Genomic DNA, 26,483 nt, shown 5'->3' on the forward strand with positions numbered 1-26,483 from the left:
GTCACGAGCCTATCGGCCCGCGGCGGCATCCTGGCTGGGCGGTTGGTCACACAACGGCTTTCCCTGGTCCTGACCCAGCAGGATCCGCTCCAACTCGGCCCGTCCGGGCAGCTCTTCCGGTCGTGCGATCTCGCCGCCTCGCACGTACAGGAAGGCCGCCGTGACCGACTCCAGGGGCACGCCCTGCTGCTCGGCCCAGGCCAGCCGGTACAGCGCCAGCTGGAGCGGGTCGGCGGTGCGGGTGCGGTTGGTCTTCCAGTCGACGATCTCGTACGTGGCCCCGTCGCCGTCACCTGTTCTGTAGACGGCGTCGATCCGGCCCCGTACCACGCGGCCGGCGATCTCCAGCTGGAACGGCGCCTCCACCCGGTGCGGGGTGCGGCGCGCGTACGGCGTGAGCTCAAAGGCGTCCTTGAGGGCCGCCAGGTCGCGTTCGTCGGCGATCTCGGCCTCGCTGCCGGGCAGGTCGTCGGGGTCGAGCAAGGGCAGCGTCAATTCCTCGAAGCGGGACTCCACCCAGGCGTGGAACCGGGTGCCCCGGCGTGCGGCGGGCTGCGGGGGGCGTGGCAGGGGGCGCGCGAGTTCCTGTGCGAAGGCGTCCGGGTCGGCGGCCAGGCGCAGCAGCTCGGACGCGGTGAGTGTGGGCGGCAGGGGTACGTCGGTGACGTCCTGGCGGGCCTTCAGGAGCTCTCCGGCGAGGGCGTCGAGGTCGCGGTCCCAGGAGGCGACGGTGCGGGCCTCCTCGGGCGTGAGGGGGTCCTGGCGGGGTTCGTCGGGGGCGGGGGCCTGGTGGGGGATGGCGGGGCGGTCTGTGGGGCGGTCTGCGGGGCGGGCGGCGGTCCAGGAGTCCCAGTCGGCGGTGTCCTCGGTCGGGGCGGCCCCGGTGGGGGCGGCCCCGGTGGGGGCGGCCCCGGTGGGGGCGGCCCCGGTGGGGGCGGCCCCGGTGGGGGCGGCCCCGGTGGGAGTGCCGAGATCGTCCTCGAAGACGTCGGCGCCGAAGGGGTCGTCCTCTTCGGGGAAGGCGTCGTCCGAGAAGGGCTCCTCGGGGAAGGGCTCGTCGTCCGGCGGCACGGGCCAGTCCGGGTCGTCGTAGCTGTCCGTGGGGTCCGTGGTGTCCGTATGACGGGTGGCCGCCTCGTCCGGGGCTGAGCCAAGGGCGGCGGCCGGGCCGAGGCCGTACGGATGGTGGGCGGTCTGCCGCTCCAGGTGGGCCAGGACGGTCTCGGCGGCGGCGCGGCGACGCCGGAGGGCCTCGTCGTCCAGGGGCAGCGGCCACGCCAGGTCGGCGGTGGCGCGGTGCAGGGCGGGGTTCTCGTCGTCCTCGCCGGGCTCGTCCGCCCATGCCTCGATCTCGCCGTACCCGGCCGCACAGTGGTCGTGGAGTTGCTTGAGGAAGTCCGACGGCCCGCGGCTCTTCTTCTGGGTGGGTCCCCACCAGTGGCCGGAGCCGAGCAGGAGGGAGCGGGGGCGGGTGAAGGTGACGTAGCCGAGGCGGAGCTCCTCGGTGAGCTGGTGGTCCTTCATCGCCGTGTGGAAGGCCTTGAGGCCCTTGGCGTCCCAGGTCGCCACATCGGGGAGCGTGTCGGCGTCGCCGCGCAGCCGGTGCGGCAGGACCTTGGCCTGCGCGGTCCACTTCTCCCGGCCCTGGCCGCTGGGGAAGGTGCCGGTGACCAGGCCGGGGACGGCCACGACGTCCCATTCGAGGCCCTTGGACCGGTGGGCAGTGAGCACCTTGACGGTGTTCTCGCCGCCGGGCAGCGCGTTGTCGAGGCCCTTCTCGTACTGGGCGGCGGTGCGCAGGAAACCCAGGAAGGCCAGGAGGCCGGCCTCGGCCTCGTTGCCGGCGAAGGAGGCGGCGACGTCGAGGAAGTTGGACAGGGTCTCGCGGCGGCGGGCGGCGAGGGCGTGCGGGGACGCGGACAGCTCCACCTCCAGGCCGGTGACGGCGAGGACGCGGTGCAGGACGTCCATCAGGGGGTCGGACAGCGAGCGGCGCAGGTCGCGCAGTTCGGCGGCCAGGCGGGCGAAGCGCACGCGCGCGTCGGCCGAGAAGGGCAGCTTGTCGGTGTCGCCCTCGCCGGGGGTGCCGCCCAGGGGGGTCTCCAGGAAGGTGTCGAGGGCGTCGGCGAGCGATATCACCTCCGACGGGTCGACGCCCTCCACGGCTTCCGCGAGCCTGCGGTCCGGGTCGTCGTCGACCGCGCGCGCGTGGGCGACGAGCAGCCGGGCGCGCCGCCCGAGGAGGGCGAGGTCGCGGGGGCCGATGCGCCAGCGCGGGCCGGTCAGCAGGCGCACCAGGGAGGCGTTGGCGCCGGGGTCCTGGAGGACTTCGCAGACGGCGACGAGGTCGGCGACCTCCGGCAGGTGCAGCAGTCCGGACAGGCCGACGACCTCGACGGGTACGTCGCGGGCGACGAGGGCGCCCTGGATCTGGGCGAAGTCGGTCGCTGTGCGGCACAGGACGGCGATCTCACCGGGCGCCGTGCCGGTGGCGACGAGGTGGGCGACGGAGTCGGCGATCCAGTCGATCTCCTCGGCCTGGGTGGCCAGCAGGGCGCAGCGCACCGTGCCGTCTCGTTCGGCTCCGGGGGCCGGGCGCAGGGCCGACACGCCCGCGTGCATGGCGCGCAGGGGTTCGGCGAGGCCGTTGGCGAGGTCGAGGAGGCGGCCGCCGCTGCGGCGGTTCTCGCCGAGCGCCTGCCGGGTGGCGGGGCCGCCGTCGGTGCGGGCGAAGTGTTCGGGGAAGTCGTCGAGGTTGGCGACGGACGCGCCGCGCCAGCCGTAGATGGCCTGGCAGGGGTCGCCGACGGCGGTGACGGGGTGGCCGGTGCCGGAGCCGAAGAGTCCGGCCAGCAGGACGCGCTGGGCGACCGAGGTGTCCTGGTACTCGTCGAGCAGCACCACCCGGAATTCGTCGCGCAGGATGCGGCCGACCTCGGGGAGCGTGGCGAGGCGGGCGGCGAGGGCGATCTGGTCGCCGAAGTCGAGCAGGTCGCGTTCGCGTTTGGCGGCCCGGTAGCGGAGCACCAGGTCGGCGAGTTCGCGGCGGGCGGCGGCGGTCTCCGGGACCTTGCGCAGGTCGGCGTTGCTGAGCCGGACGCCTTGCAGGGTGTGCAGCAGCTCGGTGTCGTGGCCGCGCAGGTCCTGCGGGCTCACCAGGTGTTCGGCGAGTTCACTGTCGAGTGCGAGGAGGTCGCTGACCAGGTCGGGGAAGGAGCGGGTGAGCGCCGGGTAGGGGCCGGGTGCGGCGCGCAGTACGCGTGCGGCCAGTTGGTGGCGGGTGGCGTCGGCGAGCAGCCGGGTGGTCGGTTCCAGTCCGATGCGCAGGCCGTGGTCGGTGAGGAGGCGGCCCGCGAAGGCGTGGTAGGTGGAGATCACCGGCTCGCCCGGGGGGTGGTCGGGGTCGAGGGCGTCGGGGTCGGTGACTCCGGCCTTGACGAGTGCCTTGCGGACGCGTTCGGCGAGTTCGCCGGCCGCCTTGTTGGTGAAGGTCAGGCCGAGCACCTGTTCCGGGGCGACCTGTCCGGTGCCGACCAGCCACACCACGCGTGCCGCCATCACCGTGGTCTTGCCGGATCCGGCTCCGGCCACGATCACCTGCGGGGCGGGCGGCGCGGTGATGCACTCCGTCTGCTCCGGGGTGAAGGGGATCCCGAGGAGCTCCTTGAGCTGCTCGGGATCGGTGATACGGGCGGGCATGTCGCAGAGGCTAACGGCGGGCACTGACACCGGATGACCGGATTGCCCCGGCTGGCGAGGGAAAGTGCAGGTCGGCGGGTGGGGTGCGATCGCTCACTAGTGCCGCGGCAGGCAACGTTCGCCCGTGAAGGAGCGGCGTCCGGTGCGTGCTCTCGGCGTGCCGGCCGGAAGGCCCCGTTGACGGACTGGACGTACTTGGGCTTTCGGCCGGTGCGGCGAGAGTGCGTGCCGGACGTCGCGACGGGGCGAACGTTGCCTGCCGCGGCACTCGGGTCAGTCGACCACGTGCCGGCCCTCCGGGCGGGCGCTGCAGGAGGCGCGGAAGGCGCAGTGCGCGCAGTGCTGGCCCGCGCTGGGCGAGAACCGCTCGTCGAGGACCTTGCCGGCGGCGGTGGCCAGCAGTTCCCCCGCCCACTCCCCCTGGAGGGGCTCCTGGGCCTGCACCTTGGGCAGAGTCTCGCCGCCGTCCCGCTGGGCGGCTGCCTGCCGCAGCTGGACGAGTTCGGCGCCGCCCGGCTCGGGGCGGGTGCCGCCGAAGACGTCGTCGACGGCGCCCTCGCGGACGGCGAGCTGGTAGACGGCGAGCTGCGGGTGCCGGGCGACCTCGGCGGCGCTGGGCGTGTGCTTGCCGGTCTTGAAGTCGACGACGTAGGCACGTCCCTCGTGGTCGGCCTCGACGCGGTCCATCTGGCCGCGGATGCGCACCTGGTAGTCGCCGGCCTCCAGCGTCACGTCGAAGTCGTGCTCGCTGGCCACCGTGGTGCGGCCGGTGCGGTCCATGACGTGCCACGTCAGGAAGCGTTCGAGCGCCACGCGCGCGTTGTCCTTCTCCTGCGCCGACTTCCACGGCGCGTCGAACGCGAGCGCGTTCCACACCGACTCCAGACGCTCCATGAGGACGTTGAGGTCTGCGGGGGTGCGTCCCGAGGCGACCTCGTCGGCCAGGACGTGCACGACGTTGCCGAAGCCCTGGGCGGTGGTCGCGGGCGTGTCGGCCTTCACCTCGCGGCCCAGGAACCACTGGAGGGCGCAGGTGTTGGCGAGCTGGTCCAGGGCGCTGCCGGACAGCACCACGGGCTGGCCGCGGTCGCGCAGCGGCACCCTGCTCTCGGTGGGGTCGAACATGCCCCACCAGCGGTCGGGGTGCGCGCTGGGCACCAGTGGGCGGCCGTCCTCGTCGGTGAGTGCGGCGAGCCGGGCCAGTCTGCGGGCGGCGGCCTCCCTGAGGGCGTCGGACACGCGCGGGTCGACGGTCGTGGCGCGGAGTTCGGCGACCAGGGCGGCGACCGAGAGGGGGCGGCGGGGGCGGCCGGTGACGTCCTTGGGTTCGACGCCGAGTTCGGTGAGGAAGCGGGAGGGCTGGTCGCCGTCGTCGGCGGGCGCCTTCACGGCGGTGACGACGAGACGTTCCCGCGCACGCGTGGCGGCGACGTAGAACAGGCGGCGCTCCTCGGCGAGCAGCGCGCCGGGGGTGAGGGGCTCGGCGAGTCCGTCGCGGCCGATGCGGTCGGCCTCCAGGAGGGAGCCGCGGCGGCGCAGATCGGGCCACAGGCCCTCCTGGACGCCCGCTACGACGACCAGGCGCCATTCCAGGCCCTTGGAACGGTGTGCGGTCATCAGGCGTACGGCGTCGGGGCGCACGGCGCGCCGGGTGAGGGTGTCGGCGGCGATGTCCTGGGCCTCGACCTCCGCGAGGAAGTTCAGCGTGCCGCGTCCGCCGGTGCGTTCCTCCGCGCGTGCGGCGGTCGCGAACAGCGCGCACACCGCGTCCAGGTCGCGGTCGGCGTTGCGTCCGGCTGCGCCACCGCGCCGGGCTGCCCGTTCGAGGCGTCCCGGCCAGGGGGTGCCCTCCCACAGGTCCCAGAGCGCCTCTTCGGCCGTGCCGCCGCCTGCGAGGCGCTCACGGGCCTTCCTGAGCAGTGCGCCGAGCCGCTGGGCCCCGCGCGCGTACGCGGGGTCGTGGGTGACGAGCCGTTCCGGCTCGGCCAGTGCCCTCGTCAGCAGTTCGTCCGAGGGCGGCGGTACGGCGTTCCCGCCGGCCCGCTCCTCCTCGCGCAGGGCTCGTCCGAGCCGCCGCAGATCGGCGGCGTCCATGCCGGCGAGGGGGGAGGCGAGCAGGGTCAGCGCGGTCTCGGTGTCGAGCCAGCACGGGGCGTCCGTGGGGGCCTCGCTGTCACCTACGGGGTCTGCCCGGTCCGCTCCGCCGGAGGTGCCCCTCCCCCGCTCACCGCCGCCCCCCGCCTCCGCCTCGGCGACCGCCCGCAGCGCGGTCAGGAGCGGGGTCACCGCGGGTTCGTGGCGCAGGGGGAGGTCGTCGCCGTCGATGTCCAGGGGGACGCCCGCCGAGGTGAGAGCGCGGCGGACCGTGGGGATCGTGCGGGAGCCCGCGCGCACCAGGACGGCCATCTCGCCCCACGGCACGCCGTCCTCCAGATGGGCACGCCGCAGGATGTCCGCGATGTTGTCCGTTTCCGTGCCGGGTGTCGGGTAGGTGTAGACCTCGACGCTGCCGCCCTCGCGCGCGGGGGCGAGTTCGCGGTGCGCGCGCACCTTGTCGGCGGGCAGGCGGGTGAGCGGCATGCGCCGGGTCAGCAGCCGGGTGGCGGCCAGGAGGGCGGCTCCGGAGCGGCGGGAGGTCCGCAGCACCTGCACGGGGGCGGGGCGCCCGTCCGCGCGCGGGAAGGCCGTCGGGAAGCCGAGGATGCCGTTCACGTCCGCACCGCGGAACGCGTAGATCGACTGGTCGGGGTCGCCGAGGGCGACAAGGGTGCGCCCGTCGCCCGCGAGGGCGTGCAGCAGCCGTATCTGGGCGGGGTCGGTGTCCTGGTACTCGTCGACGTACACGGCGTCGTAGCGGGCGGCGAGCTGTGCCGCGGCCTCGGGGCGCCGGGCGAGGAGGACGGCGCGGTGGACGAGTTCGGCGTAGTCGAGCACGCCCTGGAGGTCGAGCACATCGAGGTACTCGGCGAGGAACGCGGCGGCGGCCCGCCAGTCGGGGCGGCCGATACGGCGGGCGAAGGCGTCCAGGGCCGCGGGGCCCAGTCCGAGCTCGCGGCTGCGGGCGAGGACGGCGCGGACCTCGTCGGCGAAGCCTCGGGTGGTCAGGCAGGCACGCAGTTCGTCCGGCCAGCGCACATGCGCGAGGCCGAGCCGTTCCAGGCCGGGCTGGCCGGCGAGGAGGTCGCGGACGGTCACGTCCTGCTCGGGCCCGGACAGCAGGCGCAGCGGCTCGACGAACAGATCACTGTCCTGGTGGGCTCGGACCAGGGCGTAACAGAACGAGTGGAACGTGGTCGCCCGGGGCGCACGGGCCGCGCCGATGCGCAGCGCCATGCGGTCGCGCAGTTCCACGGCGGCCTTTCGGCTGAAGGTGAGCACCAGGACGCGTTCGGGGTCGGTGCCGCGGGCGATGCGGGCGGCGACGGATTCGACGAGCGTGGTGGTCTTGCCGGTGCCGGGACCGGCGAGAATGAGCAGCGGTCCGGCCCCGTGGTCAACCACGGCGCGCTGTGCCGCGTCAAGACGAGGGGGGACCGGTTCCGTCGGCGGGGTACGTACCAGTCGGTAAGCGCCACGGCTCCCCTGCCGCACCTGGGGGTGCGTCGGGCGTCGGGTGGAGAAAGAGGAGCTCACGTGGTTCGCCGGTCCTGGTGGTTGTGCTGGTTGCCTGACTGCCGTGCGCGGGAGGCGGTGGCCGCGGGGTGAGGGGGACACGTGCGGCCGACGCTACGCCGGCGGACACTACGGAAGGCGTGCTTCCGCTTCTTCCCTCACAGCGCTCCGACCTCTCGCGGCTCATCCGGCCGGCGCGTCACTCGCGTCCCTCGCCCCTCGAACGTACGGCATCGCAGCCGTGTCCCCGCTGTCACCCGTACGGACCACATCCCGCCGCCGGGTCCCTGCGATGCCGGAAGCTGTCAGGTGTGATCCTCCACACCCGTGCCGCCGTCCCAGCGCGCCCGCCGCATGTCGACTCGCGGCAGATGCCCGTCGGCCGCGCGGCCCGCGTCCCGGAGCGGGGTGCCCTCTGCGCGGTAGCGGGCGAGCGCCTCGAGCTCGTGGCCGGGCAGCAGGATTCCGTCCGCGCGGATGACGCGCCACCATGGGACGGGGGCCCCGTACAGCGCCATCACCCGGCCCACCTGCCGCGGGCCGCCCTCCGCCAGCCACTCGGCGACGTCTCCGTACGTCATGACACGCCCGGGCGGGATCCGTTCCGCGACCTCCAGGACCCGCTCGGCATAGTCCGGCAGGGCGTCCGCGCACTCCGCGCGAGCGTCCTGGGGAAGGCTCTCCTCGCTCATTCGCCCCATCCTGCCCCACCCCACCGACAACGCGATGTGCCCGTTGGAGGCTCGCTCCTTCGCACCGAAACGGCGCGTCCGGCAGACTGTCCGCTCCCGCTGTCGCACCCTGACGCCCCCGTCTGTCGGTGGGACGTGCCACCATCGTGCGGGCGGTGACCGGTGATACGAGATCAAGAAGAGACGATGAAGCAGCAAGGCGTGCACCCCGAGGGAGCCGAGGGCCCCTCGGACGCCTCGTCGCGCCCCGAAACCGCCGCCCGGAAGGGGCAGCGGCACGACGAGACGGCCGCCGACCACAGGCCGACCGCCGCCACGCCCGCACCCCGCACCCCCGAGGACGCCGACGTGGCACACATCGACGAGGTCGACGGCGACGAACCGCTGCTCCCCGCGCGCGTGCACCGTCCCTCCGACCTGATGCGGCTCATGGTGGGCGTGGCCGCCATCATCGTGCTGCTCGCCATCGCCGGCTTCGCGCACGGCACCACGTCGGGCCTCGAACAGGACATCAACAAGGGCACCGGCCAGGCCCCCGATCTGCTGACCAAGATCGCGGGGCTGGTCTCCAGCATCGCGATCCTGCTGGTGCCCGTGGCGTTCGCGATCGAGCGGCTGATCAAGCGGGACGGGCTGCGGATCGCCGACGGCGTCCTGGCCGCCGTCCTCGCGCACGGTGTGACGCTCGCCACCGACCTGTGGGTCGCCAAGGCGGCGCCCGACTCGATCCAGGAGGCGCTCACCCAGCCCTCCCCGAGCAATCTGCATGCCCTGACCGACCCGGTCCACGGCTATCTCGCCCCCGTCATCGCGTACATGACGGCCGTCGGCATGTCACGAAGACCGCGCTGGAGAGCCGCGCTGTGGACCGTGCTGCTCCTCGACGCGTTCTCCATGCTGGTCACCGGCTACACCACACCGTTCTCGATCATCCTGACGGTGCTCATCGGCTGGACCGTGGCCTACGGCACCCTGTACGCGGTCGGCTCGCCGAACGTGCGCCCCACCGGCCGCGCCCTCATGGCGGGCCTGCGCACCGTCGGCTTCCGCCCGGTCACCGCCTCCCGCGAGGAAAGCCCGGAGGCCACCGAGAACGGCTACCGCGGCAGGCGCTACTTCGTCACCCTGGAGGACGGGCCACCGCTCGACATCACCGTCGTCGACCGGGAGCAGCAGGCGCAGGGCTTCTTCTACCGCGCCTGGCGCAACCTCGCCCTGCGCGGCTTCGCCACCCGCAGCAGCTTCCAGTCGCTGCGCCAGGCCCTGGAACAGGAGGCGCTGCTCTCCTACGCGGCCATCGCAGCCGGGGCGACCGCGCCCAGGCTGATCGCGACCTCGGAGCTCGGCCCGGACGCCGTGATGCTCGTCTACGAGCACACCGGCGGGCACACCCTTGACTCGCTGGCCGACGACGAGATCACCGACGAACTGCTGCGCCGCACCTGGCAGCAGGTGGCGGCACTCCAGTCGCGGCGCATCGCACACCGGAGGCTGGCGGGCGACGCGATCCTGGTGGATCGTTCCGGCTCCGTGATCCTCACCGATCTGCGCGGCGGCGAGATCGCGGCCGGTGATCTGCTGCTGCGCATGGACGTCGCCCAGCTGCTCACGACGGCGGGACTGCGGGTGGGCGCAGAGCGGGCCGTGGCGTCGGCGGTCGAGGTGCTCGGCCCCGACAAGGTCGCCGACAGTCTGCCCATGCTCCAGCCCATCGCGCTGACCCGCTCCACGCGCGCGACACTGCGCAAGCTCGCCCGGGAGCGTGCCGAGCGGGAGCGCGAGGCGGTGCTGGAGGCGTCCCGGCTGGCCAAGTCGGCCCGGCTCGCCGAGGCCTCGCCGGAGGCCGGTACGGCCCCGGAGAAGCCGGACAAGCGGACCGTTCGCGCGGAGGCCAGGGCCGAGAAACGGGCGATCGACGAGGCTATCGACGAGGCGCGCGAGGAGGATCTGCTCACCCAGATCCGCCACCAGGTACTGCGGATCAGGCCCCAGGCGCCCGTGGAACCCGCCAGGCTCGAACGGGTGCGGCCACGCACCCTGATCAGCTTCATCGCGGGCGCGATCGGCGCGTACTTCCTGCTCACGCAGCTCACGCACATCGAGTTCGGGACCCTGTTCTCCGACGCCCAGTGGGGCTGGATCGCGGCGGCGGTGCTGTTCTCGGCCGCCAGCTATGTCGCCGCGGCGATGGCGCTGCTCGGCTTCGTGCCGGAGCGGGTGCCTTTCCCTCGGACCGTGGAGGCGCAGGTCGCCGGATCGTTCGTCAAGATCGTGGCACCGGCCGCGGTGGGCGGTGTGGCGCTCAACACACGGTTCCTCCAGCGCGCGGGTGTGCGGCCGGGACTCGCGGTGGCCAGCGTGGGCGCCTCGCAGCTCTTCGGGCTGGGCGCCCACATCCTGATGCTGCTGTCGTTCGGTTATCTGACCGGCACCGAGAAGACCCCGTCGCTGTCGCCGTCCCGGACGGTCATCGCGGGTCTGCTGACGGTGGCGGTACTGGTGCTGGTGGTGACATCGGTTCCCCTCCTGCGGAAATTCGTCGTCACGCGCGTGAGGTCGCTGTTCGCGGGTGTGGTGCCGCGCATGCTGGACGTGCTCCAGCGGCCGCAGAAGCTGGCCACCGGCATCGGCGGCATGCTGCTGCTGACGGCCAGCTTCGTGATGTGCCTGGACGCGTCGATCCGCGCGTTCGGCAACCAGGGCACCTCGCTGAGCATCGCCAGCGTCGCCGTCGTCTTCCTGGCCGGCAACGCGCTCGGGTCCGCCGCGCCGACCCCGGGCGGTGTCGGCGCCGTCGAGGCCACCCTGACCGTCGGTCTCATCGCCGTGGGCCTGCCCAAGGAGGTCGCGGCACCGGCCGTCCTGATGTTCCGGCTGCTGACGCTGTGGCTGCCTGTGCTGCCGGGCTGGCTGGCCTTCAACCACCTGACGCGGAAGGGCGCCCTGTAACCCTGTAACCCAGTAGCCCTGTTGTCCGGGAGTCCTGTTGTCCGGGAGTCCGGGAGTCGCGCACGACACGCCGGGGAACCCCCGGCGCGGGTGCTCACGCGCGCGTAGCTCGTCCGGCCCGTGCCCCGCGCGGGCCGCCGCGAACCGCCGCAGGATGGGGACATGCCGTACCGCGCCCGGCTGCGCGCCGCCGCCCTCACCGCGACCGCCCTCCTGCTGTCGTCCCTGGTGGCGGCCTGCGGCGGCGGAGGAGGCCACGGGGACCTGACGAAGCAGAAGCTGACCTGGAAGGACTGCCCGGTTCCGTCCGCCGCGGAGGGCGGCGGGAACTCCCCGTCACCACTCCCTGACGGCGGCCGGTGGCAGTGCGCCACGATGAGGGCCCCTCTCGACTGGAGCGACCCCAGGGGCGACACCATCGGCATCGCCCTGATCCGGGCGAGGACGAGCGGCCCCGCGAACCGGCGCATCGGCTCGCTCGTGTTCAACTTCGGCGGCCCAGGCGGCTCCGGCGTGCAGACGCTGCCCGCCTTCGGCTCGGACTACGACACCCTCCGCACCCGCTACGACCTGGTGAGTTTCGACCCCCGCGGGGTCGGCCGCAGCAAGGGCGTCACATGTCTGGACGACGCCCGGCTCGACGCGTACTTCCAGCAGGACGCGACCCCGGACGACGCCGCCGAGCGCGCCGGGCTCCTCGCCTCCACCAAGGAGTTCAACGCGGCCTGCGAGAAGCACTCCGAGGCGGTGCTGCCGCATGTGCGCACCACGGACGCGGCCCGCGACATGGACCTTCTGCGCCAAATCCTGGGCGACAGCAGGCTTTCCTACTTCGGCATCTCCTACGGCACCGAACTCGGCGGCGTCTACGCCCATCTGTTCCCCCGGCACGTGGGGCGTGCCGTGTTCGACGCGGTGGTCGACCCGACGCAGAATCCCGAGCAGAGCTCGCTCGGGCAGGCCCGCGGATTCCAGCTCGCTCTGGACAACTTCGCAGCGAACTGCGTGGCGAAGCCGGAGGGCTGTCCCCTCGGCGACAGCGTCCAGGACGTGGAGGCCCGCATCGCCCGACTGCTCCGGGAACTGGACGCCAAGCCGATCCCGGGGCTCTTCCCGCGCCGCCTCACCCAGTCCGCCGCGCTCGGCGGCATCGTCCAGTCCCTCTACTCGAAGGACTTCTGGGACTACCTCACCCAGGGGCTCGAAGAGGCCTACGGCGGCGACGGCAAGACCCTGATGCTGCTGTCGGACTCGCTCAACGGCCGCAGCAGCAACGGCGAGTACAGCAACATCACCGCGGCCAACATCGCGATCAACTGTGCCGACGACAAGTCGCGCTACACCCCCGCCGACGTCGAGAGGAAGCTGCCCGAGTTCCGCGCCGCCTCACCGCTGTTCGGGGACTATCTGGCCTGGAGCCTGCTCAGTTGCACCGACTGGGCCGTGCCGGGCGCCGCCGACCACCCGGATGTGGCTGCCACCGGGTCGGCACCCGTCCTCGTCGTGGGCAACACCGGCGACCCCGCGACACCGTACGAAGGTGCCGCGAGGATGGTGGCCGCGCTGGGCAAGGGGGTCGGCGTGGAGCTGACGTACAAGGGGCAGGGGCACGGCGCGTACGACAGCAAGAACCCGTGCGTACGGGCCGCGGTGGACGGCTATCTGCTGGACGGGAAGGTCCCGAAGTCCGGCACGGTCTGCTCCTGAGGGAAACGGGCCAGCGTCGCCCCGCTCCCCCGTATCTCCCACAAAATCACAGGTCAGAGCGTTATCCACAGGCCGGAGCGGGCTCGGCTTGATCCGCCTAGTATGGCCTGACCGCTCTCCGCGGCTCAGTGCGGAGAGCCTGTGAGGGGGATGCACATGTCGCGTTTCGTACGGTGGACGGCCACGCTCGCGGCGGCGCTGCTGGTGGCCGGCTGCGGCAGCGGGTCGTCCGGCGGGAGCGGGGACGACGGGGACGAGGGGAAGGACTCCTCGGGACCGGCGTCCACGGCACCCGCCGCCGACGCCACCGCCGGTCTGCCCGCGTCGCTCACGTCGCAACGGCTGGACTGGGGCCGCTGCAAGGGCACCTCCGACTCCCCCGCACCCGGCAGCGAATGGCAGTGCGCGACGCTCAAGGCGCCGCTCAACTGGTCGAAACCGGCCGGGGAGACCATCGGCATCGCCCTGATCCGCGCGAAGGCGAGCGACGGCGGAGGCAAACACCTCGGCTCCCTGCTGTTCAACTTCGGCGGCCCCGGCGGCTCCGGCGTCTCCACGATGCCGCTGTACGCCCCCACGGCGTCGAAACTGCGCGAGCGCTACGACCTGGTGAGCTGGGACCCGCGCGGGGTGGGCGGGAGCGAGGGCGTCCGCTGCCGTGACAACAAGGCGATCCAGGCCGCCGAGTCCATCGACGCGACACCGGACGACGCGGCCGAGGAGAAGGCGTACTTCCAGGACGCCACCGACTTCGGCAAGAGCTGCCAGACGGCCGCGGGCAAACTGCTGGCGCATGTCTCGACGACCGACACGGCGCGCGACATGGACCTCATGCGGCAGGCGCTGGGCGACACGAAGATGCACTACTTCGGCATCTCCTACGGCACCGAACTCGGCGGCGTCTACGCACACCTGTTCCCGAAGAAGGTGGGGCGGCTGATCCTCGACGCGGTGGTCGACCCGAGCGCCGACGCGGTGGGCCACGCCGAGAACCAGGCGAAGGGCTTCCAGCGGGCACTGGACGACTATCTCAAGTCCACCGGCCAGAACCCGAAGCAGGGTTCGCGAAAGATCGTGGACCTACTGGACCGGCTCGACAAGACACCGCTGCCGACGTCCTCCGGGCGGAAGCTGACGCAGACCCTCGCCGTCACCGGTATCGTCCTGCCGCTCTACAGCGAGGCGAGCTGGCCGGCCCTCACCAGCGCGCTGAAGTCGGCCGGGCAGGGCGACGGTTCGGAACTGCTGGCGCTGGCCGACCAGTACAACGACCGCGACAGCTCGGGGCACTACGGCACCATGACCCACTCCCAGCGGGTCATATCGTGCCTGGACGACCGGCAGCGGCCGACCGCCGAACAGACGAAGAAGGCGCTGCCGACCTTCGAGAAGATCTCACCGGTGTTCGGGGACTTCCTCGGCTGGGACACCGCCGGCTGGTGCCACGACTGGCCGGTGGCCGGGCAGTACGACACCCCGGAGGTCAGCGCGCCGGGCGCCGCCCCGATCCTGCTGGTCGGCAACACCGGCGACCCGGCGACACCGTACGAGGGGGCCCGCAGGATGGCCGACGAACTGGGCAAGGGCGTCGGAGTGGAACTGACCTGGCAGGGCGAGGGCCACGGGGCGTACGGCAGCGGGAGCGACTGCGTCGACTCGACGGTGAACGCCTATCTGCTGAACGGGACGGTGCCCAGGGACGGCAAGGTCTGCTCATGACGACGGCGGGGGCCGCGGGCACCCGTGGTGCGCGCGACCCCCGCCATCAGGCAGGACCGGCAGGAAGTCCGGCAGGACCGGCAGAACCGGCAGGAGGTGAGGACCGGGACTCAGTACACGGGCTTGTGCGGCTCGATCTGGTTGACCCAGCCGATCACACCGCCGCCGACGTGCACGGCGTCCGCGAAGCCCGCGGACTTCAGCACGGCGAGGACTTCCGCACTGCGGACACCCGTCTTGCAGTGCAGGACGATCTTCTTGTCCTGCGGGAGGGTCTCCAGCGCGGTGCCCATGAGGAACTCGTTCTTCGGGATCAGCCGGGCACCCGGGATGGAGACGATCTCGTACTCGTTCGGCTCGCGGACGTCGATGATGTCGATGTTCTCGCCGTCGTCGATCCACTCCTTGAGCTGCTTGGGAGTGATCGTCGAACCGGCAGCCGCCTCCTGGGCCTCCTCGGACACGACACCGCAGAAGGCCTCGTAGTCGATGAGTTCGGTGACGGTCGGGTTCTCGCCGCAGACCGCGCAGTCCGGGTCCTTGCGGACCTTCACCTGGCGGTACTGCATCTCCAGGGCGTCGTAGATCATCAGCCGGCCGACCAGCGGCTCACCGATACCGGCGAGCAGCTTGATGGCCTCGTTGACCTGGATGGAGCCGATGGACGCGCACAGCACACCGAGGACGCCGCCCTCGGCGCAGGAGGGAACCATGCCGGGGGGCGGCGGCTCCGGGTACAGGCACCGGTAGCAGGGACCGTGCTCCGACCAGAAGACGGACGCCTGGCCGTCGAAGCGGTAGATCGAGCCCCACACGTACGGCTTGTTCAGCAGTACGCAGGCGTCGTTGACCAGGTAGCGGGTCGCGAAGTTGTCCGTGCCGTCGACGATCAGGTCGTACTGGCTGAAGATCTCCATCACGTTGTCGGCCTCGAGCCGCACCTCGTGAAGGACCACGTTCACATACGGGTTGATGCCCTTGACGGTGTCCCGGGCGGACTCCGCCTTGGAGCGGCCGATGTCGGACTGACTGTGGATGATCTGGCGCTGGAGATTGGACTCGTCGACCTCGTCGAACTCCACGATGCCGAGCGTGCCCACGCCCGCCGCGGCCATGTACATCAGCGCCGGCGAGCCCAGCCCGCCCGCGCCCACACAGAGCACCTTGGCGTTCTTCAGCCGCTTCTGCCCGTCCATCCCCACGTCGGGGATGATCAGGTGACGGGAGTACCTGCGGACCTCGTCTACGGTGAGCTCGGGAGCGGGCTCGACCAGGGGTGGCAACGACACGGGGACTCCGTTGGTCGGTCGATCACTACAGTTGTGCTGGCTGTAACACTGCCACGGGTTTCTTCATTCCGAGACACCCGTTCCGATCCGCGAGATGAGATCGTCCCAGTAGCCGGGCATGGACTCCCAGGGGTCGGCGAGGCCGCCGCGGTCGGTCAGTTCGGTGAAGCAGATCGTGGCCGCGCCCTGCCACCGGGCGACGCGCAGCGCCTCGTCGAGATGTCCGTGGGGCACACCGTGCACGAAGTGGCAGAACATCTCGGGCGGGTAATGGGCCGTCCACTCCGCGGCCTCGGACCAGCGGTAGTCGCTCCAGGGGCCGCGGAAGGTGACCAACTGGTCGGCGTTCTCGGCGTAGCCGGGGTACGGATGGGTGCCGTGGCCGAGGACGATATGGGCCTTGTCACAGATCGCGCGGAGCGTGCCCACCAGGCGGCGGATTCCCGGGAGCGCCGCGCGCCCGGTCGGGCAGCGCTCCAGCAGGAAGCCGTCGGCCTGGTACCAGTCCAGATAGCGCTGGGCGTCGGCGACCAGATCGGCGAACGGCCGGGTGCCGTGCCGGGTGTCGAGCCGGCCGAGGACGCGCACTCCCGCGCGCCTGAGCCGCCCGGCGGCCGCGAGGCAGAGCGGGTCGGCGCGCACGCCCGGTCCGGAGTCGACGTCGAGGACGACCCAGTGCAAGGGCGCGCCGGGGCGGGCGAGTCCGGCCCACTCGGCCGGGGCGAGGAGGGGGTGGGCGACACCGGGGACGCCGAGGCCGGTGCGGACGACGGTGCTCGTGGCGGTCCCCGTCGTACCGGTCACAGACGGCATGCCGCCTCCATCCAGATGTCGGCGAGGGACTCCTCCAGGTTGATGCGGGGCCGCCAGCCGAGCCGGTCGCGCGCGGTGCGCACATCGGCCTGCTGCCAGCTTCCGCAGCCGTCGGGGTACGGGTATGCGACGGGAGGCACGTGGTCGGGGTCGGTGCGGGGGTGCCCGATGGCCGCGCGGAGGGTGCCGGGCGCACCGTCCAGTTCGTTCAGGGCGCCGCCGTATCCGGCCACCCGCGCGAGGACGGCGGCCGCGTCCCGCAGCCGCACGGCGCGGCCGGAGCCGATGTTGATGACGCCCTGCGCAGCGGAGAGCGACGCGGCGTGCACGGCACGGGCGACGTCGCGCACGTCGACGAAGTCGCGCTGGGCGCCGAGACCGCCGAGCTTGAGCTCACCGTCGCCGGACTGCATGGCGCGGCGCATGGCGTCGGCGAGTCTGCCGAGCGGGGAGCCGGCGGGGGTGCCGGGTCCCGCGGGCGAGAAGACGCGCAGCACGACGGCGTCCAGACCGGAGCCGAGGACGAGTTCGGTGGCGGCGAGCTTGCTGACGCCGTACGGGCCGCCGGGGCGTGGTACGGCGTCCTCGGCGGTGGAGGAGCCGGGCTGGCTGGGCCCGTACTCGGAGCTGCACCCGATCTGCACGAGCCGGGCGCCGCAGCCGCTGCGGCGCAGGGCCTCGCAGACGGTGGCGACGGCGACGGTGTTGTGGCGGGTGAGTTCGCGGGCGCCGCCGCGGGTGGCGCCCGCGCAGTTGATGACAGCCTGCGGCTGCACGGCGTCGATGAAACGGGTGAGCGCGCCGGGGCTGCCGGTCGCGAGGTCGAAGCGGACGTCGGCGTCGTCGCCGCGGCCGAGCGCGGTGAGCTGGACGGCCGGGTCGGCGAGCAGGCGGTCGGCCACGAAGCGGCCGAGGTAGCCGTTGGCTCCGATCAGCAGGACCCTCATCGTGCGGCTCCCGGGGTGTGCGCTCCGGCGGTCCCGGATGCTCCGGACAGTCCGGATCGGGAGGTGCTCATCTGGTGTTCTCCTTCAAAGGGGTGAGGCGGTCGCCCGCCTCGGTCGTGCGTGGGGGGTGGAGTCATGGCGCTTCACCGGGTCCGGCGTGCGCGGAGGCCCTGGTCAGCGTGCGGATCGCCGGGGCGAGGAGGGCCAGGGCCGCGGTGCCGCAGAGCAGCGCGGGGATGCTGCCGGGGCCCCAGGTGTCCGCCAGGAGGTCCACGGGGGCGGCGAGCGGGCCGCAGCCGGGGAGGCGGGCGGTGAGGGGCAGGGCCAGGGCCGTCATCTCGGCACCGGCCGTGAGGCCGATGGCGAGCGCGGTGGCGCGGGTGGCGCCGTGGACGGCGAGGAGGCGGGCGAGCAGCAGCAGCGCGCCGAGGCCGAGGCCCTGTGCGGAGCGGGCGGGCTCGTGCAGGAGGGTGCCGCAGAGGGTGAGCAGCCCGGCCAGGGAGCCCAGGAACAGGGTGAACGTGACGGGCAGCAGCGGCCGTGCGGAGAGGGAGAACTCCGCGAGACCGCGGCTGGCCGCCAGGCTGCGGCGGGCGCGGACGGTGAGGAGCCGGGCGCTCCAGGCGGCCGGGGCGAGGCCGAGGGTGAGGGCCAGCACCGGCGCGGTGGCCGTCGGCCAGGGGCCGTGGGCGGTGCCGTCGGGCAGGCCGTCGGGGCCGCCGTCCAGGATGCCGCCGAGCAGACCGTCGCCGAGGAGGGCGTAGCCGAGCAGCCAGCACGTCCACACGCGGGTGCACGGCGGTGTGCGCCGCGCGTGTGTGCCGCTGGGCATGCTCAGGGGGCCGTGGCGTAGGGCGATCAGCAGGGCGAGCGCCACCGCGAGGAGGCCGGCGGCGGCCACGGCCGGGCGCGGCCACCCCTCAAAGAGGCGGAAGCCGGTCACCGCCGCCGCGCACAGGGCACCGGGCAGGAGGGGCAGCAGGAACAGTGCGACGCGGCTGCGGGGGACGGCGGCTGGCGCGGGCGGCGGGGCGGACCCGTCGTCGCGGGGTACGCGCGCGTACATCTCCTCGGCGAGCGAGAAGACGTCACGGTGCCGGTAGTGCGCGGCGGTCCGGTCGGTGATGCCGTGGGCCTCCAGTCCGGCCGCGATCTCCAGCGGGTCCACGGCCCGCTCGCACAGCTCACGGTGACGGAGCATCAGCGCCTTCACCGGGTCCACGGCGGCTTTCCGGCGCTCCTCACCCGGTGGCACGGTGCCGTCCGGGAACACCGGGCCCGCTGGTGCGGGCACGTCGGTCGGCGGCACCAGGGCATCCGGTTCGGGCTCGTCCAGTGCCGGTAGCGGGGGTAACGGCTCCCGGAAGCGGTGTGCCGACGGTGTCTGCCGGCCGGTGGCGGGGCTGCCCGGGGTGTCCGGTGCGGTCATCGTGCCCCCTCCGTCATGGCCAGGGGTGTGCCCGTGGCGCGGACCGGTGCGCCCGGCGAGCGGCCGGGGCCGCCGGGGGTCATGGTGCGGGCGGTGAGGCGTGTCCAGCGGCCGGGTACGTGGGCCTCGGCGGGGACGGCGAACGGCAGGGGTTCGCCGGTGTCGCCGAGGACGACGCGCCGTACCGGGCAGCGCGACACGATCTCCAGGTAGAGGGCGTGGAAGGCGGCGATGTTCCGCTCGACGGTGAACAGTTCGAGCGCGCGGGTGCGGGCGGCGGCACCCAGGCGCTCGCGCCGCTCGGGGTCGCGCAGCAGCGCGACGCACGCCTCGGCGAGCGCTCCCGGATCGGACGGCGGGACGACCAGGCCGGTTCCGCCGACGGCCTCCACCACGGCGCCGACGTCGGTGGACACCGTCGCCCTGCCGCAGAACATCGCCTCGACCAGGCCGGTCGGGAAGCCCTCGACGGCACTGGAGAACACGGCCACGGAACCCGACGCGTACACCTCAGCGGGGTCGGCCGGAACTCCGGCACCACCAGTCTCCTCGAAGGTCACCGGGGCGGCGGGGAGGATCCGTTCCGCCAGTTCCCGGCAGTGCTCCAGGTAGGCGTGCCCCTCGGGCCCGGACGGTGCGCCGACGATACGCAGCCGTGCCGAGAGGATCTGCGTGCGGACGGCGGCGAAGGCGTGCAGCAGGGTCACCAGGTCCTTGGCGGGCTCGATCCGGCCGGTCCACACCAGCGTGTCCTGGTCGGCGCCGCCGCGGGCTTCACCAACCTGTGCGAAGGGGGCGGCGTCCATGCCGGGGTGGACGGTGCGGAGCCTGGCGCGGTCGGCGCCGCAGCGTTCCTGCCAGCGGCGGGTGTGCGCGGTGGCGTGGGTGACGAGCGCGGCGCCGCGGTAGACCTCGGCGGCGAGGCGGCCGTGGAGTGCGGCGAGCAGCGCCCGTACGGCGGGCGGCCGGTCTCGGGCGGCCAGGTGGTGGGCGCGCAGCGGGACGCCGTACTCGGTGATCAGCAGCGGTACGCCGCAGAAGTGCCGGGCGAGCAGTCCGGGCAGCGCGGCGGTCCCGCCGGAGGCTGCGTGGCACAGGTCGGCGGCGCCGAGGGCGTCGTCCCCGTACCAGTCGAGGGAGAGGGGGCGCAGGGCGCGTTCGACGTGGGAGGCGACGGTGAGGAGATCCGGCACCCGCGCCTCGTGCGCGGCGCGGACGGCGCCCGGTGCCCGGCAGGCGCGCTCCAGGGCGCGGACGGCGTCCTCGGAGCGCAGCGCGCCGCCCAGTCCGCCCTCGTCGCGGGCGAGTTCGGCGAGTCCGTAGAGCGCACCGCCGAAACGGTCCGCCTCGTCGTCTCCCCCGCACAGCGCCGCGGCCAGTTCGGCGCAGCACTCGGCGAGGCGCCGGCGTGCGCGGCGGCCGCTGGGGACCCGGCCGGCGGCGGGGGCCCACAGGGGGGCGGTGCGGACGCGGGCGACCTGCGGCGGCAGGGGGACCCAGCCCTCGTCGTGCTGCCGTTCGGTGCGGCTGAGCGCGTAGACGTCGAAGTCGTGCTGTCCGAGCCCGCGCACGAGCCGGTCGCACCAGAATCTGGCGTCACCGCCCACATACGGGTAACCACCCTCCGTAAGCAGTCCGATGCGCACGAGCACACCCCCGATCTCGCCCAAGGGGAGCCGCGGTTGACCCCGCGGCTCACAGCGGGACGAACGTATGCGGACAAGGCGGTGGCGCGACGGACGGTTGTCCGTCGTGCCACCAGAAGGGGTGAACGCTCGTAACTTTCCGGTGCGGGTCGCGTTGGCGTGTGCGTCGTGCCCGGCGCGCTACACGCTCCGTCGCGCGCGACGCGCCGTCACATCACCGTGAACATCACCGTGAACATCACCGTCGCCTCCCTCCGCGCGCCGGGCCCGCCGCGCCGCACGGCGGACCGGCGTCGTGGTGTGACCGTCATGCCGCGGCCAGTTCCTTCCGCTCGGCCCGGCGGCGGGCCGCGGCCCGCGGGTCGAGCGCGGGTACGGCGGCCAGGAGCTGTCTGGTGTAGGGGTCGCGCGGGGAGTCGTAGACCTGGTCGGCGGGCCCTTCCTCGACGATCCGGCCGCGGCGCATCACGGCGACCCGGTCGCTGACCTGCCGTACGACGGCGAGGTCGTGGGCGACGAACACGAGCGCCAGCCCGAGTTCGCGCTGGAGCTCGCCGAGCAGGGCGACGACCTGGGCCTGGGTGGTGACGTCCAGCGCGGAGACGGGTTCGTCGCAGACGATGACGCGCGGGTCGGCGGCGAGCGCCCGGGCGATACCGACGCGCTGGCGCTGGCCGCCGCTGAACTCGTGCGGGTAGCGGTCGTAGTGCGCCCCTTCGAGTCCCACGCGCTCCAGCAGTTCCGTCACACGCGCGCGGATGCGCCGTTCGTCGCGCTCGCCGCGTGCCCGCAGCGGGTCGGCGACGGACTCGCCCACACTGCGGCGGGGGTTGAGGGAGGAGACGGGGTCCTGGAAGACCATCTGGACGGCCGGGCCCGGGCCGGACCGCGCGTGCCCCTCGTAGCGGACCTCGCCCGCCGTGGGTTCCAGCAGCCCGACGAGCATCCGGCCGAGGGTCGTCTTGCCGCTGCCGCTCTCGCCGACGATCCCGACGGTCTCGCCGCGCCGGATCGTCAGCGACACGTCGTCCACGGCGGCGAACCGGCCCTTGCCGCGGCCGAATTCACGGCGCAGTCCGGTGGCCTCCAGGACGATCTCGTCGCCGGCCCCGGACGGCGCGGCGCGCGGCGCGTCCACGCGGGGGACGGCACCGAGCAGGTCGCGGGTGTACGGCTGTGCGGGCGCCCCCAGGACGGTGGCGACGGGCCCGCTCTCGACGGCCCGTCCGTGCCGCATGACGAGCACGTCGTCGACGCTCTCGGCGGCGACGCCCACGTCGTGGGTGACCAGCAGCAGGCCCAGGCCGGTCTCCGCGCGCAGGGTGTGCAGCAGGTCGAGGATCTGGGCCTGGACGGTCACGTCCAGGGCGGTGGTCGGCTCGTCGGCGATCAGCAGGTCCGGTTCGCAGGCGAGCGCCATGGCGATCAGCGCGCGCTGGCGCATGCCGCCGCTGAACTCGTGCGGGCGCGAGCGGGAGCGCCGTACCGCGTCCGGAATGCCGACCCTGTCGAGTACTTCGACCGCACGCGCGCGTGCCGCTCGTCGTGACACGCGCGTGTGCACGCGGTGGACCTCGGCGATCTGGTCGCCGATGGCGTAGTACGGGTCGAGGGAGGACAGCGGGTCCTGGAACACCATGGCGGCCCGGGCGCCGCGCAGCCGCCGCAGTTCCTCCTCCGAGGCGCGCTGGACATCGGTCCCGGCGACGTGCACCGAGCCGCCGACACGCGCTCCCGTCCCCCGGTGCAGCCCCAGCAGGGCGGCGGCGACGGTGGACTTGCCGGAGCCGGACTCGCCGACCAGGGCGAGGGCCGCGCCCGGCGCCAGCTCGAACGAGAGCCCGTCGACCGCCCGCAGGGATCCGAACTCGACCGTGAGGTCGGTGACCTGAACCAGGCTCATGCCAGTACCACCCGTCGGTCGGCCACCGCGTACAGGACGTCCGCGACGGCGTTGGCGATGACCACGAAGAAGCCGATGACCAGGACCATGCCGACGACGACCGGAAGGTCCACGACGGTCACGGCGTGCACGAGTTCCTGGCCGATGCCGGGCAGCCCGAAGAGAGTCTCGGTGAGGACGGCGCCACCGACGGCGGAGCCGACGTTGTTGGCGTTCAGGGCGATGACGGGCGCCAGGGCGCCGCGCAGGGCGTGCCGGCCGACGACGGAGCGTTCGGTCACGCCGTAGGCCCGGAAGGTGCGGATGTGGTCCTCGGCGAGGGTCTCCAGCATCGCCGCCCGGGTGAGCCGGGCGAAGGTCGCGGCCTCGATCAGGGCGAGCGAGAGCCACGGCAGGAGCAGGTTCCAGGCCCACTGTTCGGGATCGGCGGTGAAGGCGACGTACTGCGGGAAGGGCAGCAGCCGCAGCTCGCCGCAGACGACGATCATCAGGACGAGCCCGATGACGAACACCGGTGTGGCGGTGCCCGCCAGGGTGACTGCGGTCAGCGCCCGCTCGGAGAGCCGTCCGCGCCGCCAGGCGGACAGCACACCGGTGCCGACGCCGAGCAGGAGCCACAGGACCATCGCGCCGAGCACCAGGGACAGGCTGACCGGCAGCTTGGCCAGGATGACGGCCATGACCTGCTGGTCGCTCTGGTACGACAGCCCGAGGCAGGGTGCCGAGCAGTGCGCGACGGACGTTCCCGTCGAGTAGTCCTGGCCTGCGACGAGACCTGTCAGGAAGTGCCAGTAGCGCAGGTAGAGCGGGTCGTCGAGACGGAGCTGCTGGGCGACCTGGTGCACCTGTTCCGGTGAGCAGCGCGGGCCGCAGCTGATCTGGGCGACGTTGCCGGGGGTGACGTAGAAGACGACGTAGACGATCACCGAGATGGCCAGCAGGGTGACCACGGCGCCGATGGCGCGGCGCACCGCGAAGCCGCCGAAGCCACTGATACCGGCGATACCGCTGAAGCCGCTGAAGCCGTTCATGCGCGGCCCTCCTCGCGGGTCTTGCCGCTGTCGGCAGTCGCACCGCCGTCGGCAGTCGCACCGCCGTCGATGCCGGTCCCGGTGGCGGCCGCCGCGCCGGCGTCCTTGCCGCGTCGTGTGCCGACGCGCAGGCGGGAGGTGGCACGCGGGTCGAGGGCCGTGCGGACGCCGTCGCCGAGGACGGTCAGGGCGAGGACGGTGACGAACAGCGCGCCCGCGGGCAGCAGCAGGTACTGGGGCGCGGCCTGGTACCAGACGTCGGCGGAGGTGAGCATCTGTCCCCAGGACGGCGTCGGCGGCTTGACGCCCACGCCGAGGAAGGACAGGGCGGCCTCGACGGAGATGTTCATGGGGACCAGGAGCGCGCCGTAGGTGATGACGGGCGCGGCGAGGCCGGGCAGCAGTTCGCGGCGGGCGATCCGCCAGGTGCCCCAGCCGCTCAGCCGGGCGGCGGCGACATGGTCGAGGCCCTTCAGGGTGAGCGTCTGGGCGCGCACGATCTTGGCGATGTTGCCCCAGGCGATCAGACCGATGACCAGGGTGACGAGCACGGGCCGGGGGAAGCTCGACGGGACGATGGCGAGCAGGGCCAGCGCCATGATCATCAGCGGCATGGCGACGATGATGTCCGTGACGCGGCTCAGCAGCTGATCGACCCATCGGCTGCCGAGCGCGGACGCGACACCGACGGCGACGCCGATGGCGACCTGGACGACGGTGGCCGCCATGGCCACGCCGAGCGACACGCGGGCGCCGTAGACGAGGCGGGCGAACAGGTCGCGTCCGGTCTGCGGTTCGACTCCGAGCCAGTGGTGGGCGCCGATGCCGCCGAGCGGTCCGACGGGCACGCCGCCGCGCGCGGAGTCGATGAGCGAGGGGTGGTAGGTGGTGGGGTCCTGGCCCTCCAGGGCGGTGAGCAGCGGCGCGGCGAGCGCGACCAGGACGAGCAGGGCGACGACTGCCGCCGCGACGAGGGCGGCGCGCTGGGTACGCAGCCGCCGCCAGAACTGACGGGCCCCCGAGGCCCCCGGGACGGTGGTGTCCGTCCCGGGGGCCCGGTCGGCGACGAGGGTGTCGCTCATTCCGTCACTTCACCGCGACCTGCGAGATGTCCAGGACGCCGGTCCAGTCGCTGATCACGATGTTCTTGACGTCCTTGCCGTACAGGCGCTTGTAGACGGGGTGGAACAGCGGGACGACGACAGCCTTCTCGGCGATCTTCTCGTCCAGCGCGCCCCAGCGCCCCGCGGCCGCGTCGAGATCCGTCAGCTTGTTGATCGCGTCGATCTCGGTGTTGACCGAGTTGTCGTTCAGCAGGCCGGTGTTGAAGTTGGCGCCGTCCTCGACGATCTGGCGGCCGTCGAAGATCGGGGCGAGGAAGGGACCGCCGGAGGGCCAGTCGGCGCCCCAGTGGGCGAGGAAGAAGCCCGGCTCGGTCTTCACGTTGTGGATCTTGTCGGAGTAGTCGTTCTCCTCCAGCCCCTGGAGCTTGACCGTGATGCCGGCCTTCTTGAGCGCGTCCTGAAGGGCGGTCGCGATCTCCGGGCTGGTCTCGAAGTCCTTGCTGTTGGAGTGGGTCAGCGTGACGGTGAGCCCCTTGGCGTAACCGGCCTCCTTCAGCAGTTCCTTGGCCTTCGCCGCGTTGCCGGTGGCACCGGCCGGGAAGAGGTCGTAGGGCTGGTAGCCGAACGACTTCTGCGCGGGAAGGAAGGTGGTCGCGGCCTCGGCGAGCGAGGAGCCGCCCGCCGCGTTGACCACCGAGGAGCGGTCGAGGGCGTAGGCGACGGCCTGGCGCACCTTGACGTTGTCGAACGGCTTGACCTTCGGGTTGAACGCTATGTAGTTCGTGTAGCCGAAACGACCGGTGCCGACCCGTGAGGCCAGTTCCTTGTCGCCGGTGACCTTGGCGAGCTCGGCCGGGCCGAGGTTGGTGTCCGTGGTGACCGCGGCGGCGTCCGTGCCCTGGGAGGCGGACAGCCGCTGGTTGATCACGGAGGAGTCGAGCCCGGAGCGTACGTCGATGGTGTCGGGGTACGCCTTGCGCTCGGCGTCCGTGGCGGCCGACCAGTGGGTGTTGCGGACGAGGACGAGGTGCTCACCGTCGTTCTCGTTCTTGACGACCTTGTAGGGGCCGGACGAGACCGGGTGCTGCTCGTACTTGGTGCCGGTGTCCTTGGCCTTCGGGACGGGCGTGAACTGGGTCTGCGTGGCGAGGTAGGGGAACTCGCCCTCGGGCTTGTTCAGATGGAAGACGATGGTCCGCTCGTCGGGCGTCTCGATCGCCGACAGGCCCTTCTTGTCCTTGTACGGCCCCTGGTAGTCGGCCGCGCCGACCAGCCAGTCCCGCAGATAGGGAGCGCCGCCGGAGAGCTCGGGGGCGAAGGAGCGCTCGATGCCGTACTTGATGTCGGCGGAGGTGATCGGGGTGCCGTCCTCGTACGTGAGGCCCTGCTTCAGCGTGTACGTCCACACGGTCGCGTCCTTGTTGGGCCGCCCGGTGTCGGTGGCCAGGTCCGGGACGACCTTCGCGCCCGCCGCGCCGTTCTCACGGTTGCGGGTGGTCAGGGTGCGGAAGACGAGGGAGGGGACGTTGCCGCCGCCGGAGGTGTAGAGGCGGGCGGGGTCGAAGTCCTGCTGCGGGTTGGAGTTCAGGACCGTGAGAGTGCCGCCCTTGTGCGGCGTGGAGCCGGCACCGGAACTCTTGGCATCGCTGTCCTTCGGGCCGCAGGCGGCGGCGCCCGCTGCCACGATCAGGCTGACGGATACGGCGGCCGCACGGCGCGCTCTGACGGACGGTTGACGCATCGGAATGACGACCTCTCGGGGTTGACTCTCGGTGTCTCGGATCGCTGTCGCGGATCGATGCCTCGGATCGAGGCCTTATCGATGCCTTGGATCGATTTCTCGGATCGCGAGACGGGTGTACGAGGAATGAGACGGAAGTGGACAGACGTCTGCCCGGCGTCGGGTCGTCGAAGATCGATCCGTGACAAGGCCGGTTGAGCCATGGTCACGAGACGTGTCCGGTCACACTCGTGAGAGTTGTG

15 protein-coding genes are annotated in these 26,483 nt (G+C 72.8%); 3 read left to right on the top strand and 12 right to left on the bottom strand.

Annotated features, from left to right (window positions below; translation table 11 throughout):
• Nucleotides 1-9: 9 nt before the first annotated feature.
• From ACSYGN_RS13680 to ACSYGN_RS13690, 3 genes are all read right to left on the bottom strand, one after another.
• Nucleotides 10-3,699, bottom strand: a complete 3,690-nt coding sequence (locus tag ACSYGN_RS13680) for a UvrD-helicase domain-containing protein (protein WP_460395313.1) — start codon at nucleotides 3,697-3,699, stop codon at nucleotides 10-12.
• A gap of 273 nt (nucleotides 3,700-3,972) precedes the next feature.
• Complete coding sequence (locus ACSYGN_RS13685) at nucleotides 3,973-7,332, bottom strand: ATP-dependent helicase (RefSeq protein ID WP_460395315.1); 3,360 nt, start codon at nucleotides 7,330-7,332, stop codon at nucleotides 3,973-3,975.
• A gap of 284 nt (nucleotides 7,333-7,616) precedes the next feature.
• Nucleotides 7,617-8,003 (bottom strand): MGMT family protein, encoded by a 387-nt coding sequence (locus tag ACSYGN_RS13690; RefSeq protein WP_460395317.1) that lies wholly within the window; start codon nucleotides 8,001-8,003, stop codon nucleotides 7,617-7,619.
• Between the two features lie 186 nt (nucleotides 8,004-8,189).
• Between ACSYGN_RS13690 and ACSYGN_RS13695 the strand changes: the two genes are divergently transcribed.
• The 3 genes from ACSYGN_RS13695 to ACSYGN_RS13705 all read left to right on the top strand — a co-directional run bounded on the left by ACSYGN_RS13695 (nucleotide 8,190) and on the right by ACSYGN_RS13705 (nucleotide 14,378).
• Nucleotides 8,190-10,952 carry a lysylphosphatidylglycerol synthase transmembrane domain-containing protein gene (locus ACSYGN_RS13695; protein WP_460395319.1) on the top strand — a complete coding sequence of 921 codons (2,763 nt, stop codon included), beginning with the start codon at nucleotides 8,190-8,192 and terminating at the stop codon, nucleotides 10,950-10,952.
• Between the two features lie 162 nt (nucleotides 10,953-11,114).
• Nucleotides 11,115-12,659 carry an alpha/beta hydrolase gene (locus ACSYGN_RS13700; protein WP_460395321.1) on the top strand — a complete coding sequence of 515 codons (1,545 nt, stop codon included), beginning with the start codon at nucleotides 11,115-11,117 and terminating at the stop codon, nucleotides 12,657-12,659.
• 156 nt (nucleotides 12,660-12,815) lie between these two features.
• A complete protein-coding gene (locus ACSYGN_RS13705; protein ID WP_460395323.1) occupies nucleotides 12,816-14,378 on the top strand; it encodes an alpha/beta hydrolase in 1,563 nt (520 codons plus the stop codon).
• Between the two features lie 110 nt (nucleotides 14,379-14,488).
• On the opposite strand, the gene moeZ is transcribed toward ACSYGN_RS13705, so the two are convergent.
• The 9 genes from moeZ to ACSYGN_RS13750 form a co-directional block, all read right to left on the bottom strand.
• A complete protein-coding gene (gene moeZ / locus ACSYGN_RS13710; protein ID WP_460395325.1) occupies nucleotides 14,489-15,667 on the bottom strand; it encodes an adenylyltransferase/sulfurtransferase MoeZ in 1,179 nt (392 codons plus the stop codon).
• A 63-nt stretch (nucleotides 15,668-15,730) separates the two neighbouring features.
• Nucleotides 15,731-16,480 carry a spherulation-specific family 4 protein gene (locus tag ACSYGN_RS13715; protein WP_460395327.1) on the bottom strand — a complete coding sequence of 250 codons (750 nt, stop codon included), beginning with the start codon at nucleotides 16,478-16,480 and terminating at the stop codon, nucleotides 15,731-15,733.
• Nucleotides 16,468-17,427: an NAD-dependent epimerase/dehydratase family protein gene (locus tag ACSYGN_RS13720; RefSeq protein ID WP_460395329.1), complete on the bottom strand. Its 960-nt coding sequence runs from the start codon at nucleotides 17,425-17,427 to the stop codon at nucleotides 16,468-16,470. Before ACSYGN_RS13720 ends, ACSYGN_RS13715 begins: the two co-directional genes overlap by 13 nt.
• Nucleotides 17,428-17,560: 133 nt before the next feature.
• Entirely contained in the window at nucleotides 17,561-18,856 is a 1,296-nt protein-coding gene (locus ACSYGN_RS13725) for a hypothetical protein (protein ID WP_460395331.1), read from the bottom strand.
• Nucleotides 18,853-20,502: a DUF3492 domain-containing protein gene (locus ACSYGN_RS13730; protein ID WP_460395333.1), complete on the bottom strand. Its 1,650-nt coding sequence runs from the start codon at nucleotides 20,500-20,502 to the stop codon at nucleotides 18,853-18,855. The genes ACSYGN_RS13725 and ACSYGN_RS13730 overlap by 4 nt, the downstream gene beginning before the upstream one ends.
• 307 nt (nucleotides 20,503-20,809) lie before the next feature.
• Nucleotides 20,810-22,405 carry a dipeptide ABC transporter ATP-binding protein gene (locus ACSYGN_RS13735; RefSeq protein WP_460395335.1) on the bottom strand — a complete coding sequence of 532 codons (1,596 nt, stop codon included), beginning with the start codon at nucleotides 22,403-22,405 and terminating at the stop codon, nucleotides 20,810-20,812.
• Nucleotides 22,402-23,400 (bottom strand): ABC transporter permease, encoded by a 999-nt coding sequence (locus tag ACSYGN_RS13740; protein WP_460403440.1) that lies wholly within the window; start codon nucleotides 23,398-23,400, stop codon nucleotides 22,402-22,404. The genes ACSYGN_RS13735 and ACSYGN_RS13740 overlap by 4 nt, the downstream gene beginning before the upstream one ends.
• Nucleotides 23,401-23,432: 32 nt before the next feature.
• A complete protein-coding gene (locus ACSYGN_RS13745; RefSeq protein WP_460395337.1) occupies nucleotides 23,433-24,518 on the bottom strand; it encodes an ABC transporter permease in 1,086 nt (361 codons plus the stop codon).
• A gap of 4 nt (nucleotides 24,519-24,522) precedes the next feature.
• Nucleotides 24,523-26,241 carry an ABC transporter substrate-binding protein gene (locus ACSYGN_RS13750; protein WP_460395339.1) on the bottom strand — a complete coding sequence of 573 codons (1,719 nt, stop codon included), beginning with the start codon at nucleotides 26,239-26,241 and terminating at the stop codon, nucleotides 24,523-24,525.
• Nucleotides 26,242-26,483: the final 242 nt, after the last annotated feature.

The organism is Streptomyces sp. YIM S03343 (genome assembly GCF_054729195.1).

Coding starts and splice junctions, on each gene's coding strand:
- ACSYGN_RS13680 (WP_460395313.1), bottom strand. CDS start 3,699: ATGCCCGCCCGTATCACCGATCCCGAGCAGCTCAAGGAGCTCCTCGGG.
- ACSYGN_RS13690 (WP_460395317.1), bottom strand. CDS start 8,003: ATGAGCGAGGAGAGCCTTCCCCAGGACGCTCGCGCGGAGTGCGCGGAC.
- ACSYGN_RS13695 (WP_460395319.1), top strand. CDS start 8,190: ATGAAGCAGCAAGGCGTGCACCCCGAGGGAGCCGAGGGCCCCTCGGAC.
- ACSYGN_RS13700 (WP_460395321.1), top strand. CDS start 11,115: ATGCCGTACCGCGCCCGGCTGCGCGCCGCCGCCCTCACCGCGACCGCC.
- ACSYGN_RS13705 (WP_460395323.1), top strand. CDS start 12,816: ATGTCGCGTTTCGTACGGTGGACGGCCACGCTCGCGGCGGCGCTGCTG.
- ACSYGN_RS13715 (WP_460395327.1), bottom strand. CDS start 16,480: ATGCCGTCTGTGACCGGTACGACGGGGACCGCCACGAGCACCGTCGTC.
- ACSYGN_RS13720 (WP_460395329.1), bottom strand. CDS start 17,427: ATGAGGGTCCTGCTGATCGGAGCCAACGGCTACCTCGGCCGCTTCGTG.
- ACSYGN_RS13725 (WP_460395331.1), bottom strand. CDS start 18,856: ATGACCGCACCGGACACCCCGGGCAGCCCCGCCACCGGCCGGCAGACA.
- ACSYGN_RS13735 (WP_460395335.1), bottom strand. CDS start 22,405: ATGAGCCTGGTTCAGGTCACCGACCTCACGGTCGAGTTCGGATCCCTG.
- ACSYGN_RS13745 (WP_460395337.1), bottom strand. CDS start 24,518: ATGAGCGACACCCTCGTCGCCGACCGGGCCCCCGGGACGGACACCACC.
- ACSYGN_RS13750 (WP_460395339.1), bottom strand. CDS start 26,241: ATGCGTCAACCGTCCGTCAGAGCGCGCCGTGCGGCCGCCGTATCCGTC.